At 58.4% G+C, this 16,093-nt stretch carries 15 protein-coding genes; 10 read left to right on the top strand and 5 right to left on the bottom strand.

Going from position 1 to position 16,093, the window contains the following annotated elements:
* Window positions 1-9: 9 nt before the first annotated feature.
* Together FPL19_RS03225 and FPL19_RS03220 are read left to right on the top strand one after the other, a co-directional pair.
* On the top strand, window positions 10-993 hold the full coding sequence (locus tag FPL19_RS03225) for a DnaJ C-terminal domain-containing protein (RefSeq protein ID WP_150910547.1): 984 nt from the start codon (window positions 10-12) through the stop codon (window positions 991-993).
* Between the two features lie 13 nt (window positions 994-1,006).
* Window positions 1,007-1,351 (top strand): chaperone modulator CbpM, encoded by a 345-nt coding sequence (locus tag FPL19_RS03220; RefSeq protein ID WP_150910545.1) that lies wholly within the window; start codon window positions 1,007-1,009, stop codon window positions 1,349-1,351.
* Window positions 1,352-1,491: 140 nt separating this feature from the next.
* Here FPL19_RS03220 and FPL19_RS03215 read toward each other — a convergent pair whose 3' ends face one another.
* The gene (locus FPL19_RS03215; RefSeq protein ID WP_150910543.1) at window positions 1,492-1,659 is read right to left on the bottom strand and encodes a DUF6435 family protein; all 168 of its coding nucleotides are present in this window, start codon (window positions 1,657-1,659) and stop codon (window positions 1,492-1,494) included.
* Between the two features lie 147 nt (window positions 1,660-1,806).
* Here FPL19_RS03215 and FPL19_RS03210 point away from each other — a divergent pair, with 147 nt between their 5' ends.
* From FPL19_RS03210 to FPL19_RS03190, 5 genes are all read left to right on the top strand, one after another.
* Window positions 1,807-2,181 carry a hypothetical protein gene (locus FPL19_RS03210; RefSeq protein ID WP_150910541.1) on the top strand — a complete coding sequence of 125 codons (375 nt, stop codon included), beginning with the start codon at window positions 1,807-1,809 and terminating at the stop codon, window positions 2,179-2,181.
* Between the two features lie 131 nt (window positions 2,182-2,312).
* Complete coding sequence (locus FPL19_RS03205) at window positions 2,313-3,800, top strand: DUF5666 domain-containing protein (RefSeq protein ID WP_150910539.1); 1,488 nt, start codon at window positions 2,313-2,315, stop codon at window positions 3,798-3,800.
* A 78-nt stretch (window positions 3,801-3,878) separates the two neighbouring features.
* Window positions 3,879-4,754, top strand: coding sequence for a DUF6502 family protein (locus FPL19_RS03200; RefSeq protein WP_150910537.1), 876 nt, complete (start codon window positions 3,879-3,881; stop codon window positions 4,752-4,754).
* Window positions 4,751-6,280 carry a DUF5666 domain-containing protein gene (locus FPL19_RS03195; RefSeq protein WP_150910535.1) on the top strand — a complete coding sequence of 510 codons (1,530 nt, stop codon included), beginning with the start codon at window positions 4,751-4,753 and terminating at the stop codon, window positions 6,278-6,280. Before FPL19_RS03200 ends, FPL19_RS03195 begins: the two co-directional genes overlap by 4 nt.
* A 168-nt stretch (window positions 6,281-6,448) precedes the next feature.
* On the top strand, window positions 6,449-8,389 hold the full coding sequence (locus FPL19_RS03190; protein ID WP_150910533.1) for a methyl-accepting chemotaxis protein: 1,941 nt from the start codon (window positions 6,449-6,451) through the stop codon (window positions 8,387-8,389).
* Between the two features lie 10 nt (window positions 8,390-8,399).
* On the opposite strand, the gene FPL19_RS03185 is transcribed toward FPL19_RS03190, so the two are convergent.
* Window positions 8,400-9,383 carry an NAD(P)H-dependent flavin oxidoreductase gene (locus FPL19_RS03185; protein WP_150910531.1) on the bottom strand — a complete coding sequence of 328 codons (984 nt, stop codon included), beginning with the start codon at window positions 9,381-9,383 and terminating at the stop codon, window positions 8,400-8,402.
* A 116-nt stretch (window positions 9,384-9,499) separates the two neighbouring features.
* Between FPL19_RS03185 and FPL19_RS03180 the strand changes: the two genes are divergently transcribed.
* The 3 genes from FPL19_RS03180 (at window position 9,500) to FPL19_RS03170 (ending at window position 12,129) form a co-directional block, all read left to right on the top strand.
* The gene (locus FPL19_RS03180) at window positions 9,500-10,240 is read left to right on the top strand and encodes a DsbA family protein (RefSeq protein ID WP_150910529.1); all 741 of its coding nucleotides are present in this window, start codon (window positions 9,500-9,502) and stop codon (window positions 10,238-10,240) included.
* Window positions 10,241-10,330: 90 nt separating this feature from the next.
* Complete coding sequence (gene trhO / locus FPL19_RS03175) at window positions 10,331-11,356, top strand: oxygen-dependent tRNA uridine(34) hydroxylase TrhO (RefSeq protein ID WP_150910528.1); 1,026 nt, start codon at window positions 10,331-10,333, stop codon at window positions 11,354-11,356.
* Between the two features lie 20 nt (window positions 11,357-11,376).
* Window positions 11,377-12,129, top strand: a complete 753-nt coding sequence (locus tag FPL19_RS03170; protein ID WP_150910526.1) for a DUF481 domain-containing protein — start codon at window positions 11,377-11,379, stop codon at window positions 12,127-12,129.
* Here the strand turns inward: FPL19_RS03170 and FPL19_RS03165 are convergent.
* Genes FPL19_RS03165 through FPL19_RS03155 form a run of 3 tightly spaced genes read right to left on the bottom strand, consistent with a single transcriptional unit; the run spans window position 12,117 to window position 16,086 of the window.
* A complete protein-coding gene (locus tag FPL19_RS03165) occupies window positions 12,117-14,354 on the bottom strand; it encodes a glycosyltransferase (RefSeq protein WP_150910524.1) in 2,238 nt (745 codons plus the stop codon). The genes FPL19_RS03170 and FPL19_RS03165 overlap by 13 nt on opposite strands.
* A complete protein-coding gene (locus FPL19_RS03160) occupies window positions 14,354-15,427 on the bottom strand; it encodes a lysylphosphatidylglycerol synthase transmembrane domain-containing protein (protein ID WP_225314274.1) in 1,074 nt (357 codons plus the stop codon). Before FPL19_RS03160 ends, FPL19_RS03165 begins: the two co-directional genes overlap by 1 nt.
* Window positions 15,424-16,086 (bottom strand): GntR family transcriptional regulator, encoded by a 663-nt coding sequence (locus tag FPL19_RS03155; RefSeq protein ID WP_150910522.1) that lies wholly within the window; start codon window positions 16,084-16,086, stop codon window positions 15,424-15,426. Before FPL19_RS03155 ends, FPL19_RS03160 begins: the two co-directional genes overlap by 4 nt.
* Window positions 16,087-16,093: the final 7 nt, after the last annotated feature.

Raw genomic sequence — 16,093 nt, 5'->3', positions numbered from 1 at the left:
AGGAAACGAATGGACTTTAAAGACTATTACGCCGTCTTGGGTGTGAGCGAGTCTGCCTCCCCCGAGGAAATCAAGAAGGCCTACCGCAAACTGGCCCGGAAATACCATCCGGACGTCAGCAAGGAAGACAATGCCGCCGATAAATTCAAGGACGTTGGCGAGGCCTATGAGGTATTGAAAGACCCTGAAAAGCGCGCAGAATACGACGAGCTGAAGAAGTACGGTGCCCGCAAAGACGGATCGTTCCAGCGTCCTCCAGGCTGGGAAAGTGCTTCCGGCTTTGGCGGCGGTGGCTACACCGAAGCCGATGCCGGGCAGTTCAGTGACTTCTTTGAAGAAATCTTCGGTGGTGGCCGTCGCGCCGGTGCCGGTTTCGGTTCTGGCTTTGGCGGCGGCTTCGGCGGCCAGCGGCATTCCATGCGTATGCGGGGTGAAGACGTTCACGCCAGGCTGGCGCTGTTCCTGGAAGAGGCATTTCACGGCTGCGAGAAACAGGTCACTTTCAACGTTCAGGAACCCGACGCCAATGGCCGGGTGATGCAGCGCCAGAAAACCCTGAAGGTGAAGATCCCCGCCGGCATGAAAGAAGGCCAGCATATTCGCCTGAAAGGCCAGGGTGCGCCCGGCGTTGGCGGTGCGGAGAACGGCGATCTGTTCATCGAAGTGGAATACGCGCCGCATCCACACTTTACTATTGAGGGCCGGGATATCGTCATTACCGTGCCCGTTGCCCCCTGGGAAGCAGCCCTGGGTGGCTCGATCACGGTGCCCACCGTGGGCTCCAAGGTAAACGTGAAAGTCCCCAAGGGCTCTTCCAGTGGCAGCCGGCTTCGCTTAAAAGGCAAGGGCCTGCCCGGCAAGCATCCTGGCGACCAGATTGTGATTCTGCAGGTCGCCATGCCCGAGCGGCATTCCGAGGAGGCTGAAAGGCTCTACAGGAAACTGGCCGAGGCCGAAAAAGGCTTCAATCCACGCAGCAAACTGCACGTGTAGGCGGGGGTGAAGGATGACTGACAGAGACCACATTCTGAGCGTCGAACTGGTAGAACCGAACGCTACGTTCACCCTGCGGGAAGTCTGCGAGCGTGGGGATTGCCATGCGGAGTTCGTAATCAAGCTGGTGAACTACGGGGTTATTGCGCCGGTAGACGATTCGCCCGACGCTCGACAGTGGCAGTTTGATCTTCAGGCGCTGGCCCGTTTACGAAAGGCCCAACGCCTGCAGCGGGATCTGAAAATGAACCTGCCCGGGCTGGCCATGTCGCTGGAACTTCTGGACGAGGTTCAGGAAATGCGGCGGGAGGTCGATCGTCTCAATCGGCAGCTCCGTCACTTTATGAGCGATACTTAGCCAGTAGGTTGGCAGGCATACCCCTGTGCAAAACCGTAGAGCGCCAGGGATGGCGCGACCGAGCCCTACAGGGACGTATTTACGGGCGTGTTTTGAGCAGGGGTATGCCTGCCGACCCGCCCGCCAAGGATATAGAGCTGTTATTTGTTCAGCTTCTGAATTTCCTCGTAAATCTTTTCGGCTTCTTCCATCAGCGTACCGTGGGTCCGCAAGTCCCCATTGCGCTGGGCATGGAGTGCCTTCTGTAACTTAGCTTCGTATTCTTTCTGCAACTTCTTCTTCGGATCGCCTTTCAGAAATCCCAGCATTGGTTTCACCTGTTTTGTGCGCGTGGTCATAAGGTTACGCGGGCCTGTCAGGAAAGTTCACAAATCATTCTGTCACTTCCGGGAATAAAACGGCCAGTGCCGTCGTTGTCAGTAGCAAACACCCTGACGAATCAACGGAGAACAGAGATGAAACATCTTGAGGTCTGTTCACAAACCAAATTTCACTGGCAGCCCGCCGAACTCGTCAATGCTCTTCTGTCCAGACCTTGCCGGAACGTTATCCGGCACTGGATTCGCAATGAACATTTTCTAGGCGCCGACAACGAGCCCCGTTTGTTGCGGGCATACGGTGACAAAGAGAACGGCTTTGATCGCCTGGTGTACCAGTGTGATTCTCTGCTCTCGCCAGCCGTTGTGCGTAATGAGCTGCTTCGTAAAGGCGTGGTTGAGCTGACTGACGACGACCGCATTATGTTGCGCCGCAGTGCTTACGTTCCCGAACAGGCTGTCGTTCATCTCTTTCATGGGGCCGACGGTGCGCGGCATGCCCGGGCGTACTGAAGAGCGCCCATAAAATATTTTGTTCAAAAAGTGGACAGGCTCTAAAAATGGGAATATATTCCCAAATACAGTAATTGGGAAAAATATCCCAATTGAAGTAAAGACAGACGAACAGAGCCTGGAGAAGAACAATGAAACGCAACGCACTCGCTTTATCGATAAAGTTGGCAATGACCGGCGCGGTTGCCGGAACGCTTGTGGCCTGTGGTGGCTCCGGGGGTTCATCCGGCAGCGGCACGTCCTCCGGTACCAGCGTCGGCGCGGTGTCGGGGTTTGGCAGCGTTTATGTCAACGGCACCCGGTTTTCCACCAATGGCAGCGTGGAAAGCGACGATGGGTTCGAGCGGGAGGATCAGCTCCGCAAGGGAATGATCCTCAAGGTTGACGGCGATTGGGATGACCGCGGCGAAGGCCGTGCCGACCGGATACGCTACGACGACACACTGCGGGGGCCGGTGTCCGGTATGAGCTGGGACGATGCGGCCCGTAGCGGAACCCTGACACTCCTCGGTCAGACCATTGCCCTGGATAGTAAGACGGTATTCCGTGGTGCCACACCAACTGCCCTTGCTGCCAATCCGCAGGGTTACCGTGTGCGCATCAGCGCCTGGCGTCTTGACGATGGCAGCTTCCGGGCCAGCTATGTCGGTGCCCGCGCCATCGGTCTCGAATTCGATGATGACAACGAAGTGGAAATTGAAGGCATTGTCGCCAATCTGGATACAAGCGCAGAGACCTTCACCATCAACGGTTTCCCGGTCGATTACACCAGCGCAACCGGTGACGATGATTTCTCCCTCGACGACCTGGCCAATGGCCTCGCGGTCGAGGTGGAGGGTCGCCTTAGTGGCGGCGTCATCATTGCCGAGGAAATCGACGACGAAGACGATCTGTTCGATGACAACGACGATGTGGAAATATCGGGAACCATCTATGACTTCGATGCCGCCAGTCAGCAGTTCTCGATTAACGGCGTGACGGTCCGGGTAACGTCCGGCACAGAGTTTGACGATATCGGCCGTAACAGCCTGGCCGATGGCGTATTCGTCAAGGTTGAAGGAGATTTCCGCAATGGCGTACTTGTGGCTGAAGAAATCGAGGGCCAGGAGTCGGATGCCGAACTGGATGGCCGTATCGAATCCATTGATCTGACAGATGAGTCGCTGATGGTCAGTGGCGTTCGTGTTCAGCTCACCGGCAATACCCTTATCGATGACGACGATGATGACGATGACGATCGCCGCAGCCGGGTCCAGGACATCCAGAGCCTGAGCGTCGGTGACTATCTGGAGATCGAGGGACGTCAGCGCAACAGCGGAGGTGGTTTTCTCGAGGCCTTCAGCATTGAACGGGAAGACGATGATGACGACGACGACTACGAACTGGAAGCCCGGGCCAGTGCCGTCGGCCCGGTTTCCATTACGCTGATGAACCTGGAAATTCTGCTCAATGGCTATAGCACCTCCGGCGCCACCGCAGGCAGCAGGGTGGAAGCGGAGTACATGATGACCGCCGGCGGCCAGTATCAGCTGACGGAGGATCTCGAGATTGACGACGACGACACTGACGACGACAACGACGACAGTAACGACAGTGACAACGACGATTCCGACGACTGACCGGAAAATGCCCGGGCAGGCCAGCGCCTGCCCGGGGTTTCTGGCTTTTGATGTCGCGATGGGAATACAATCCCAAATATGAAAGAACCTGATAACAACCCTCTGCGCCGGGCGCTGTATCGCATTCTGCGCCCCCTGGCTCGCCTGCTGCTGCGCAACGGTATTCCTTTTGCGGAGTTCGCAGAGCTGGTGAAGCGCGCCTATGTGGATGCTGCAATGGAAGATTTTGCCGACGCCCGCAAAAAGCCCACGGATTCCCGCGCGGCGGTCATGACCGGGCTTACCCGCAAGGAAGTGAAGAAACAGCGGGAAATTCTGGCAGGGGACGACCAGATCGCAGCGGGCAAAAGGCAGGAAAACCGGGCTTCCCGAGTGGTTTCCGGCTGGGTTCACGACCCGGTTTTTTGCACGGAGAGCGGTGAACCGCGAAAGCTTCCGTTCGACGGCAGTTCCAGCTTTAGCGAACTGGTCCGCCTCTACAGTGGCGATATGACGCCCCGGGCGGTTCTCGAAGAATTGGTGCGGGTCGGCGTCGTGGCCACCGATGGAGAGGATAAGCTCGCTCTGCGTCAACGGGCCTATGTGCCGGCAGGGGACAGCGAGGAAATGCTCGGAATCTTCGGCGAGGACGTATCAGATCTTATAGCAACCATCGATCACAACCTGACCGGAAGCCGGCCCGACAGCCAGCCCCTGTTCCAGCGAACCCTGGTGTATAACAATATCCCGCCGGAGGTGATGGAACGCTGGCGACAGTTCGCGGCCCAACAGTCCCAGGAATTGCTGGAACAACTGGACGGATGGCTGGCGCCCCATGACCGTGACATCGCCAGCCACGGCCAGGGCGAAGTGTCCGAAGATGCGGTGAGAACCGGTGTCGGGATCTTCTATTTCGAGGACCCGGTTCAGCCGGTCGAGAGTGGAAAGCAGAATACCAGGGAGAAACACACATGAAACCGAAGTCATTGCTTTCAGCTGCGCGCCTTTCATTGAGCGCTCTGTCCGTGGGCCTGCTTTCAGCCTGCGGAGGAGAAGCCGGGGGTAATTTTCAGGTGGTTGACGGCGGCATTCGCGGGACCGGGTCCAGTGTCGGGCCGGTGTCGGGTTTCGGCAGCGTGTTTGTCAATGGCATACGGTTTTCCACCGATGGCATTCTGAACCGGGCGGTGAACAGCGATGACGGGATCTTCAACGAGGGCGATCTTGATGAGGGCATGATCCTGCGAGTGAATGGCGAATGGCGCCAGAATGGCGAGGGTACTGCCTCCGAGCTTGAATACGACGACACCCTCAGAGGCCCGATCAGCGTGATCGAAGCCTGGAATGAGGCCAGCCAGACAGCGGTTATCTCGATTCTCGGACTGAACGTAAATATTGATCGGCAAACCGTTATCAAGGGTAAACCCGTTACCGATTTCACCGATAATGATGTGGTGCGGGTCAGCGGTTGGCGATTGCCTAACGGGGATTTCCGGGCCAGCCTGGTGCGCGTCCAGGAAGGGGTTGCCAGGGCGCCTGACCCGGAAAACGAGATTGAGCTGGAAGGCGCTATCAGAAACTTCATTGTTGCCCCCTGCAGCTTTGAAATCGGGACCGTCACGGTGCAGTGCGACCAGTCCGTACAATTTGAAAACTTTAACAGAGCTGACCTCGCTGACGGCGTGTTTGTTGAGGTAGAAGGACGCCTGCTTGTTGGAGGGCAGTTTGCGGCCGAAGAAATCCGCCAGGACGACCGTCGCCGCTATCGCCGCGCTACAGAAGACGATATCCAGTTCACCGGCCCGGTGATCGATGCCTTCGATGGCAGCAGCTTCACGATTAACGGCATCACCGTCAACGTGACGTCCGACACCGAGTTTGATGATGGACTCGCGCCCAGCGACCTGGTGCCCGGACTACTGATTGAGGTGGAAGGGGACTATCAGCCCGATGGCTCCGTCAATGCTGATGAAATCGAGTTGCGGGAAGCCAATGCCGAAGTTGACGGACCGATTGAGGGCGCGGTGGATAGACAAGCTGGCACCTTCAGGGTCGGCGGCGTGCTGGCGCAAATCACACCGCTGACCATTCTTGAAGACGACGATGACGGCTTTCAGACCAGCAGGGAGATGCTACTGGACGCATTGGGTAATGGTCTCGACGTAAAGGTGGAAGGCATCGAGCGGGAAGAAAACGGCAATATCTTCCTGGAAGCGGTGAAGATCGAAATCGACGATGAACAGGACGCGCTTCTATCGTTCGAGCTGGAAGGAAAACTTCGGGAAATTGACCTCGCCAATGAATCAATCAGTGTCCTTGGCGTCCTCATACAGGCACCCTCCACTGCCTACGATGACACGACTCCTGCCGAGCTCTCGGGACTGATTGATCCCGGGCAGAATCAGTACCCTGTCGTGGAAGTAGAGTACGAGTCGGTTTCCGGCGTCGGGGTTCAATATCGCGCCTCCGAAATCGAACTGGAGGACGAAGGTGACAACTAACCTGTGAGTTGTTTCCGGAAGTTCTAAGCCGCCTCGCTTTTATGTAAAAAAGCGTAACCGCCTATGCTCTATGGTCTGGGTCTTGCTGTAATTTCACAAACAGCCAAGCCCGGGCCGTTTTCCTTTTTCACGACCCGGTTAACCTCGCACCAACCGGACCCGGGAAACATGACTCCTCACTTCTTCAAAGCGCTGGTCACCAGCCGGCTTTTACGCCCCGTATTCCTGATTCTGATTGTTGCCGGGGTCGTGCAGGTTCTGTTCAGCCAGTGGCTGATCGGTAACCAGGTGGACCAGCTTGTGGCGACGGCCAGTGAGGCGCTGGAAGAAAGCCGGAGCCAGGTCAACGAGTCTTTTGGAGAGACCCGCGCGGACGTGCGAAACCGGTTGGAGGCCATGCAGCAGCGTACGGTAACAGAGCTGTCCGGCGAGTTGACACGTCAACAGGTGGCCCAGCAGGAACGGGTGGCCAGTAATGTCCGCGAGGCCGTGATGGCAGAAGCACAAGGCCTGGCCGAAGTGATGGCGGCCGTCGCTGCGCCGCTGATCTGGGACCGGGACATTCCCAAACTGACCGGCCTGGTGGAACTGGCCGACGCCCGGGAATCGGTATTGTTTGCCATCTACTATGACCAATACGGTGAAAGACTGACCCGTTACGTCGACCGCACGGACGATCGCGTACGCACCCTTATGGACCAGGGGGAAGGTCGTGGTGCAGCCAACAAGGTTCTGGATGCCGCCAGCCGGGATCCGAACGTGGTGATTATTACGGCGGATATCAAACCCCAGGGCGCGGCTATCGGGCAGCTACGACTGGGCCTGTCACTGGAAGGCATCAACCGGGATCTGTCCGCGCTGGAGCAGGAATTCAGTGCCACCATCAACAACAGTATTGATGCCCTCCGCCAGACCCTGGCGTCGGAAACCGAGGTCGTCAACCAGCGTCTGCAGGACCAGCTCACGGCAATGGGCACCGCTACCCAGTCCCGCATTGGCAGCACCGTTCAGGCGCTGGATAACGAAGCGTCAGAGCTGTCCAATAAACTGTCGGTCTTGTCCATCGTGTCCGCCATCGCACTGGTTCTTCTGGTGGCTGCGATTCTTGGCGGCGGTGTCCTGCCTAAAGTACTGCGGCTGAACTCTGCCATCTGGGGCATCGCCGACGGCGAAGCAGACCTGACCCGACGTGTCGCTTTGAAAGGTAAAGACGAACTGACCGACATGGCTGAAGGCATGAACCAGTTTATCGGCCGGATCCAGGCCCTGGTGTCGGAAGTGAAGTCCTCTGCCGAAACGGCCGTTGAACGCGCCCGGGAGCAGGGCGAAATCAGTCGCCAGGCAGTCTCGGCGGTCAATCGCCAGCAAACCGACGTGGCGCAGGTAACCGAAGTAATGAGCAGCATGTCCGGCAGTATTTCGGACGTCGCCGAGAGCATCCACGAAGTGGCAGGTGATGTGAAAAACGTCAATGCCGAGAGCGAGGCGACCGCCGCAATCTCCCGCGATGTGCGTCAGCGCCTGGATCAGGTTGTGCGGAATGTAGAACAGGCAGTAGTGGCCGTAAATGATCTGGACCAGAAGAGCAGTGAAATCGATTCAGTGCTTGCGGTGATTCGATCCATTGCCGAACAGACCAACCTGCTGGCGCTGAATGCCGCGATTGAAGCCGCGCGCGCCGGCGAAGCCGGGCGCGGGTTTGCGGTCGTCGCTGACGAGGTTCGTAGCCTGGCCAGTCGCACGCAGGAATCGACCACGGAAATCAACGGGATTATCGAGCGTCTGCAGCAGGGAAGCCAGCAGGCGGTCCGGGCCATTGAGGAGGTCTCGGCGGATGTAGCCGCGTCGTCCACCGAATTCAGAAGCGCGGATGAGCACTTCGAGAAAATACAACAACTGCTGGGCAGTCTGCAGAGTCGCGCACTGGAGATCTCTGCGACGGCCGGGGAGCAGGGCAGACATGCCGGCGAAGTCAGCGTGAATGTCAGCCACATCTCAACGCTTTTCGGTGAAACCGTCGAGGCCATCGAGCGCTCGGATCATGCCAGCACACAGATCAGCCAGACGCTCGACGGCCTGAAAACCAGCGCCGCTCAGTTCAGGATCTGAAGCCGCCGGATCAGGAGCTGGCCTGGAGCCTGGCTTTCGCGGTTTCGTACTCGCTCCGGATCCGCCGCACCAGTTCGGCGGTGGACAGCACGTCCTGAATCTGGCTCACGCCCTGGCCGGCAGACCAGACGGTTTTCCAGGCCTTGGCTTCGTCTTCCATGGGCTTTAGCTTCTCACCGTAGTCGATGGCGCCGGGCTGGTTCAGTTTATCCATGGGGTAGCCAGCCGCTTCCAGGCTCTGGCGCATGAAGTTGGCGGGAATACCGGACACCGCCGGGGTATGAATGATGTCTCCGGATACCGCTTCGATAATCATCGCCTGGTAAGCCGCTTCAGCCTGGGATTCGGTGGTGTTGATGAAGCGGGTGCCCATGTAGCAAAGGTCTGCGCCCATGGCCTGGGCGGCCAGCAGGTCTTCGCCTTTTGACAGGCCGCCGGCCAGCAGAACCAGGCCGTCGAAGACCTCGCGGATCTCGTGCACCAGCACGAAGGGGTTGATGGTGCCCGCGTGCCCGCCGGCACCGGCAGACACCGCGATAATCCCGTCCACGCCCGCTTCCGCCGCTTTACGGGCGTGCTTCTGGTTGGTCACGTCGTGGAATACCCTCCCGCCATAGCTGTGGACCGCTTCGGTCACCCGGGTGGCCGCTCCCAGTGACGTAATCACAATCGGAACCTGGTGTTTCACGCACAGCTCCAGGTCCGCCTCCCAGCGGGGGTTGGTGTTATGCACGATCAGGTTGACGGCGTAGGGTGCTACCTTATGGCCAGGGTTGTCAGCACGAAAAGCCTGCAACTCATCGTTCATAAGAATCAGCCAGTCCTCGAAGCCTTCGCTGCTGCGCTGGTTAAGCGCGGGAAAGCTGCCTACAATGCCTTCCTTGCAACAGGCAAGCGCCATTTCCGGACCGGAAATCAGAAACATGGGGGCGGCTACCAGAGGCAGTTCAAGATTGTTTTTCAGAGACTCTGGAAGAGATTCGGGCAGAGGCATAAGGTGACCCTTGAGGTAAATTAACGGCAATCGGAACTTTGTCGGATAGCCGGAATCTTAGCCTGCTTATCAAACTGTGCCAATGAACCGTTTAACCACGCACCAGGAGTTACATCATGGGTGAAGCAAAACGCCGCAAGAAGACCGGCGACACCGCACCGAAAGGACAACCGCGCAGCCAGAAGCCTCTGATCATCGGGCTGGGCGCCGGCGTAGTGGCATTGGTCATTGCCATTGTTTACGTGATCACGGCGCCACCGGAGCCCACCTCTGATGATTTGCCCACCGCAAGCGAGAATGCCAAGCCGTTTCCCTCTCAGCTTGATCAGTATGGCGTATCGGTAGGGGACCCCGACGCACCGGTAGTAGTGCGGGAATTTGCCGACTACCAGTGCCCGGCCTGTCAGCAGTTCTCCAGCGCCGCCAAGCAGCTCAAGAACACCTACGTCGACAAAGGGCAGGTACGTTTCGTTTACTTCGATTTCCCCCTTCCCCAGCATGACAACGCGGTGCCCGCAGCCATGGCCGCCCGCTGTGCCGGTGACCAGGACAACTACTGGGCCATGCACGACAGGCTCTTCGCCAACCAGATCGAATGGAGCGGTTCAGACCAGCCGGCCGAAATCTTCGAGCGTTACGCCCGGGAAATGGGTCTGGAAAGCCGCCGTTTCGAGCGCTGCATGGATACACAGCTGCACCTGGAAGACGTAGAACAGAGCCGCCAGATTGCGGTCCAGCTTCAGATTGCCCGCACGCCGACGGTGCTGGTGGACAACATCCGTCTCTCCCGGCCGGGCTGGGGACAGCTTTCCGCAGTTGTTGAGCGGGAGCTGGCGGAAGAACAGTCCGCCAACTAGCGCCCGGGCGGCGGGATTCGATAGAATACCGCCGCACTTAAAAACACATGCTCCGGATTTACGATCCGGCCCGCAGGAGAACTCTCGCCAATGAGCCAGAACATTGTTGTCTGCGCGCTTTACAAGTTCGCAGCTCTGAATGATTACCAGTCCCTACGCCAGCCCTTACTGAACCTGATGCATCAGCACGATGTGCGCGGCACCCTGCTGCTCGCCCGCGAGGGCATCAACGGAACGATTGCCGGCTCGCGCCAGGGCGTGGATGCCATCAAAAGCTGGCTGGACGCCGACGGGCGTTTTGAAGGCATCGACTACAAGGAATCCTTTGTGGATATCCAGCCCTTCAAGCGCACCAAGGTCAAACTCAAGAAAGAGATTGTCACCATGGGCGTGGACGGTATCGACCCCCAACGCATCGTAGGCACCTACGTTGAACCCGGTGACTGGAACGCGTTGATCTCCGATCCCGAGGTGCTGGTAGTTGATACCCGCAACCAGTACGAGGTTGAAATCGGCACCTTTGCCAACGCGAAGAATCCCGCCACGGATACCTTCCGTGAGTTCCCGGAGTATGTGAAACAGAACCTGGAACCGGGCCGCCACAAGAAGGTCGCCATGTTCTGTACCGGTGGTATCCGCTGCGAGAAATCCACCGCCTACCTCAAGGAGCAGGGCTTTGACGAGGTCTATCACCTGAAGGGCGGAATCCTCAAATATCTGGAGGAAGTGCCGGAGCAGGAAAGCCTGTGGCACGGAGAGTGCTTCGTATTCGATGACCGGGTCACGGTGAACCATCGGCTGGAACGGGGCGAATATGATCAGTGTCACGCCTGCCGCCGCCCGATCACCGAGGCCGACAAACATCGCCCGGAATACGAGCAGGGCGTTAGCTGTCATCAGTGCATCGGGTCGCTGACGGAAGAGCAGAAGGCCCGGTTCGCCGAACGTGAACGGCAAATCCGGCTGGCGGAACAGCGGGGCGAAGTCCATGTGGGGGGCGAGGCGGCGCGCCTCATTGAGGAGCGCAAGGCACGGAAACGTGCAGAACAGCAGCGCCAGGCCCAACAGAGCGCCGCCGGAGAGGGGAGAAGCAGAAAAACCGCCTCCGGAAACTGATATTCAGACAAGGAGCTTTCATGCATCTGAGAACACTGACCAGTGCCGTCACGGCCCTTTTGCTGCCGCTGGCGGCCCAGGGCCAGGAAGCGGGGAAGGACGAAGATGCGAAAAAGTGGCAGGGCGAGGCGGAGCTTGGCGCCCTGATCACCTCCGGAAACACCGAAGAAACCAATATCAACGGTCGCGTCGCGCTTCAGCACGAAGTGGAAAAGTGGCGCAATACGGCCGAATTCCGCTCGGCCTATTCTGAAACGGATGACATGACCACCGCCGAGAAGTACCGCACCACGGTCGAGACCGACTACAAGTTTTCCGAGCGCCAATACTGGTTTGTGAGGGCCTTCCATGAAGATGATCGTTTCTCCGGCTATGACTTTCAGTCATCCCTGACCACCGGTTACGGTAACCGGGTCTGGACGGAGGGCGAACGCTCGTTCCTGGACCTGTCCGTCGGCGCAGGTTATCGGCTTAACCGGCTGGAAGTGGCCGGCCCTGACGGCGACCGGAAGGATGATGAAGCCATTGCGCGGATATCTGGCCGCTACGATCAGGCCCTGTCGGAAACGGCCCTGTTTCGCCAGACCCTGAGCGTGGAAATGGGCCTGGATGATCAGACCACGACTACCGAATCTGAAACTTCGTTGCAGGCCAATATCGTGGGCACCCTGTCCATGAAAGCCGCCTACCGTGTGCAGCATCTGTCGGACCCGCCGGCAAACGCCGAACGTACCGACACTGAAATTTCGGTGTCCCTGCTTTACGGATTCTGACCGCCCTTACCCTTGGATGCCGTGCGGGCCAGGGTGAGGGCGTAGATCTCCCTGACGTCCCGGGCAAACTGCTCGACAGAGTAGTCGGCGGCGAACGACAGGGCATTGGCGGCCATCTTTTCCCGCAGCTCCGTGTCTTCCAGAAGCTGCTGGACCCGATCGCACCACAGGTCCGGCTTTTCCGGTGTCTTGAAGCCGTTGAAATCCTGCCGCACCACATCGTCGATACCGCTGGAGCGAACCGCCACTACAGGCAGCCCTGCGGCCATGGCTTCCAGAATCACCATGCCCTGGGTTTCGGACTTCGACGCAAACAGGAACGCGTCTCCCAGGTGATACCAGATGGCCATGTCCTCGGGGGGAATGGCGCCGACCAGCGTAAAGTGCTGGCCCAGATCCAGCTCGTCGATACGGCTTTGCAGTCGCTCGCGCTGGTGGCCCTCACCAATCATCAGGAACCGGAAAGGTTTGTCGGTGCGCTGGCGCAGGGCGTGGATGGCATCAATCATGAAATCGATGTTCTTCTCGTTGGACAACCGGGAAACACTGACAAATACGGTTTCGTCAGTCAGGCCCAGAGTCTTCCGGAGCGAGCTCACTTCCTCGTCGGATACCTCCTGGAAACGGTGATACTCGATGCCCGTGGGTTGCACAAAGGTAGCGGATTTCACCCCGATCATACGCAGGTATTCCTCGGTGGAGTAGGTGGGCACAATCACTGCGTCACATTTGTTGGCGAACCGTTTAACCAGCGCGTGGGAAATCAGGTTCCTGAACAGGTTGCCCGGCAGCGGTACAAAGTGGGCGTAATGCTCTAGCCGTGTGTGATAGGTGTAAATCACCGGCACTTTCAGCAGGCGGCCCATAAACAGCCCCAGTGAGCCGAGCCAGAACGGATGATGCAGGTGAATCACATCCGGCTGGAAGATTTTCAGGCGGGTACGGATGCGCCGCAGGAAGATGTTCGCCAGGCGGAATTCGCGCTTCTCACCCATGGACAACAGCGAGGGAACCCGCAGAACGTTGTCCTCGTTCTTTGGCTGGTCCCGATACCGTGGGGCGACTACCAGCACAGAATCCTGAAGTGCCTGCAGGCCCCGCCGCAGCCGTTCGATCGAGATGGGCACGCCGCCGATAAACGGCAGGTAGTTGTTGGTGAACATGGCAATGCGCAGCGGCTTGTCGAGCCAGGGCGTTGGATCCAGATCGTAATTGGGGTAGTAGTCCTTTTCCACGAAGATGGCGGTGTAAAGCTTGGTGCCGATCACCACAAGCAGTGCCACCAGCAGGAAGAAATTCACGTAACCCACGTAGAACAGCGAATAGATTGCGAACCAGAGCGACTCCAGGGTACTCAACACTGGGTCAGGCCGGGATTTCATGCGTTTCAGGGAATAGCTGACCGAGCCATCCGGCGCCACATCGACACGGACGTAGTGATAGAAACTGGTCTCGTTGCTGAGCACCAGGCCGCCAGCGCCGCCGGTCACAATAAACCGGGTTTCGTTGACCTGCTGGTTTGAATAGAGCGACAGGTTGGCGGAGAACACGGCCGCGATATCATGATCATTGACCAGCGACATCAGGGCATTCTGGAAGGCCACGGGCCGGAGGAAATCGTCCTTTTGCTCGAACGGTGCTTCATCTGTCGGGTGCAGTAGCGGGTGACCGATAAACAAAAAAACCGGTCGATCCGATGACGCCTGAAGGCGTTCCTCCAGCCAGCGTATCTGCCAGCGCCAGGGGGTTTTGCCGGTGCTGTCGAGAAAAATCAGCTGTGCCCGGGGGCCATCCACGGTATAGAAGTGGGGGCCGAAGTGTTCGTAAAAACGGAAAGAGCCAAAGTTGCCATACTCGTTTTCCCCGAAGGTCAGCAGATAGGGAATGTCCAGGTGGCTGAAGGTGCCAAGAATGGCCCGGTACTTGTCCTCGCCCCCGCCGCTGACCGCATTGCCGGCAGACACCACAAAATCCAGCCCCGCAGAGTTCAGCTCCGGGATCATCTGCTTTTCAAACATGTTTACGGAGTTGTTGATGTTGCCCACCACCGCAAAGCTGAAGCCGGCTTCGTCTGACAGTCTTTCTTCGATCGCCTCCGCCTGGCTTGTGTGCAGTGCCTGGAAGTCCGTCTGGGAGAAATTCAGGTAGCCCTTGTAGCCAATCAGCAGCAACACAACCACAAGGTTGATGTAGAACAGAATCTTCAGGGAGGTTGGTTGATTCATCAGGAAGCCTTCCGTTGCGCGAGCAGTTCTCTCTGCAGAGTAACCAGCCCGATAATCATCCCAAGGTAAATGGTGATAAAGCGCCACGCAACTGTCACCAGCAGCAAGTGGTCGGCTGTCAGGGTGTCTTTGAAGAAACTGCCGAACACGCCCTCGGAAATACCGGAAGCGCCGGGGGTGGGCGAGAAGTACATGACAAAGGTGGTGACCACCATCAGACCCACGCTGATGAGATAATCCACCTCATAATCCAGTGCCCAGATCAGCAGTGCGGGAAAACTGAACAGGCTGAGCAGAAACAGGCCGGTGAACAGCACCGACAGAGCCACATACTGTTTCGGGCCGCTCAGGTAATCCCCGAAGCTCACCGAGAACCTCAGCATTTCCCGTTTCGCCTTGAACTGCCAGCGTCGGTGCCGTGCGCTACTGATCAGGTGCATCCGGCGCAGAAAAGCCAGCAGCGACGACAGCGGGCCGATCAGCCAATGGGTGCGGAACAGCACCACCAGAAAAAAACCCAGATAGAGCATGATCAGCACCGCCAGAACCGGGCCCAGATCGCCGACCAGCGATTCACCTTTGAAGGCGTCGAGTGTCAGCAGGAAAACCGGCGTCAGGGAGAAGATAAACATCACCGCCAGCACCGTGCGGATGGTCGTCGCAGCCGTGGCGCGCCCTAACGGAACCCCGTGGCGGTGCAGATACCAGATCTGGGCAAAGCCACCGCCGGTGGCCATCGGAGTGACGTTGGAGAAAAACAGATTGATAAACACCAGCCGGGCCATCAGCGGCAGTGGCAGCCGGTGCCCCAGGGCCCTGAGGGTGAAATGCAGCCGCAGGCCATCGGCGGCGTAATAGACCAGCAGCAGTGCAAGGACCGCGGCAATGTTCTCCGGCGCCAGCAGGCTGGCATCAAAGCTGAAGTTGCGGTCGGCGAACTGGTCATAAACCGCGTATAGCCCCGCAGCGGTCATCAAGACAAAGATCAGGGCAAAGATCCCCAGCCGTTTGCCGGAGGCGTTGCTCCGGTATTCCTCTTCAACGTCGTAGTCGTCGTTTACGGGTGCCGTCATGAAGCCGCCAGAGCCTGCTGGATCAGGGCCTTCTGATGATTGGCGAAGCCGGTGATCAGCTCGGCGGCCTGCTGTGAATCGCGGCTCAGAATGGCCTGGGTCAGCCGGGTGAAGAAACGTCCGGTGCGGTCCAGATCCTGGCGGTAGCGGTCGGCGCTCAGGTAATAGGCGCGGCTGACAGCGGGCTTGAAGTTGCTCAGAGCTTCGGTCAGATAGGGGTTGCCCACCACCTCACAACACACGTCCATCACGCCAAAACTGGATTCCACCACCGCCGTGATATCGGCCTGGCGGTTGTGCATTTGCTCGGTTACCCGCTGTACCGCCTGCATCAGTGCCGGTCTGTTTTCTTCCGTCCAGCGCTCGCACAGGCGCTGGGCCAGCATCATCAGCAGGTGCATGTAAACGTCGTACAGCTCCGAGGCGTGCACCGCGTCAAGCCGTGTGGCCATGGCGCCCTTGCGGGGAATGATGTCGATCAGGTGCCAGCGCTCAAGGGTATAGAGCGCTTCTTTGACCGAGGCCCGGCTGACCTGAAGTTCAGTGGCGACGGTTGCCTCATGCACCCGCTCACCCGGTCGTATCTGACCGGTCATGATGCGTTCTGCCAGGTAGTTGGCGATCTGCTCAGCCAGGGTGTTGGGAACCTGAAAATCCATAAAGCCG

Origin of the sequence: Marinobacter halotolerans (genome assembly GCF_008795985.1) — a bacterium.
GTDB classification, from domain to species: Bacteria; Pseudomonadota; Gammaproteobacteria; order Pseudomonadales; family Oleiphilaceae; genus Marinobacter; species Marinobacter halotolerans.
Note: the sequence above shows the minus strand (reverse complement) of the source record. Positions and strands in the feature narration are given on the sequence as shown.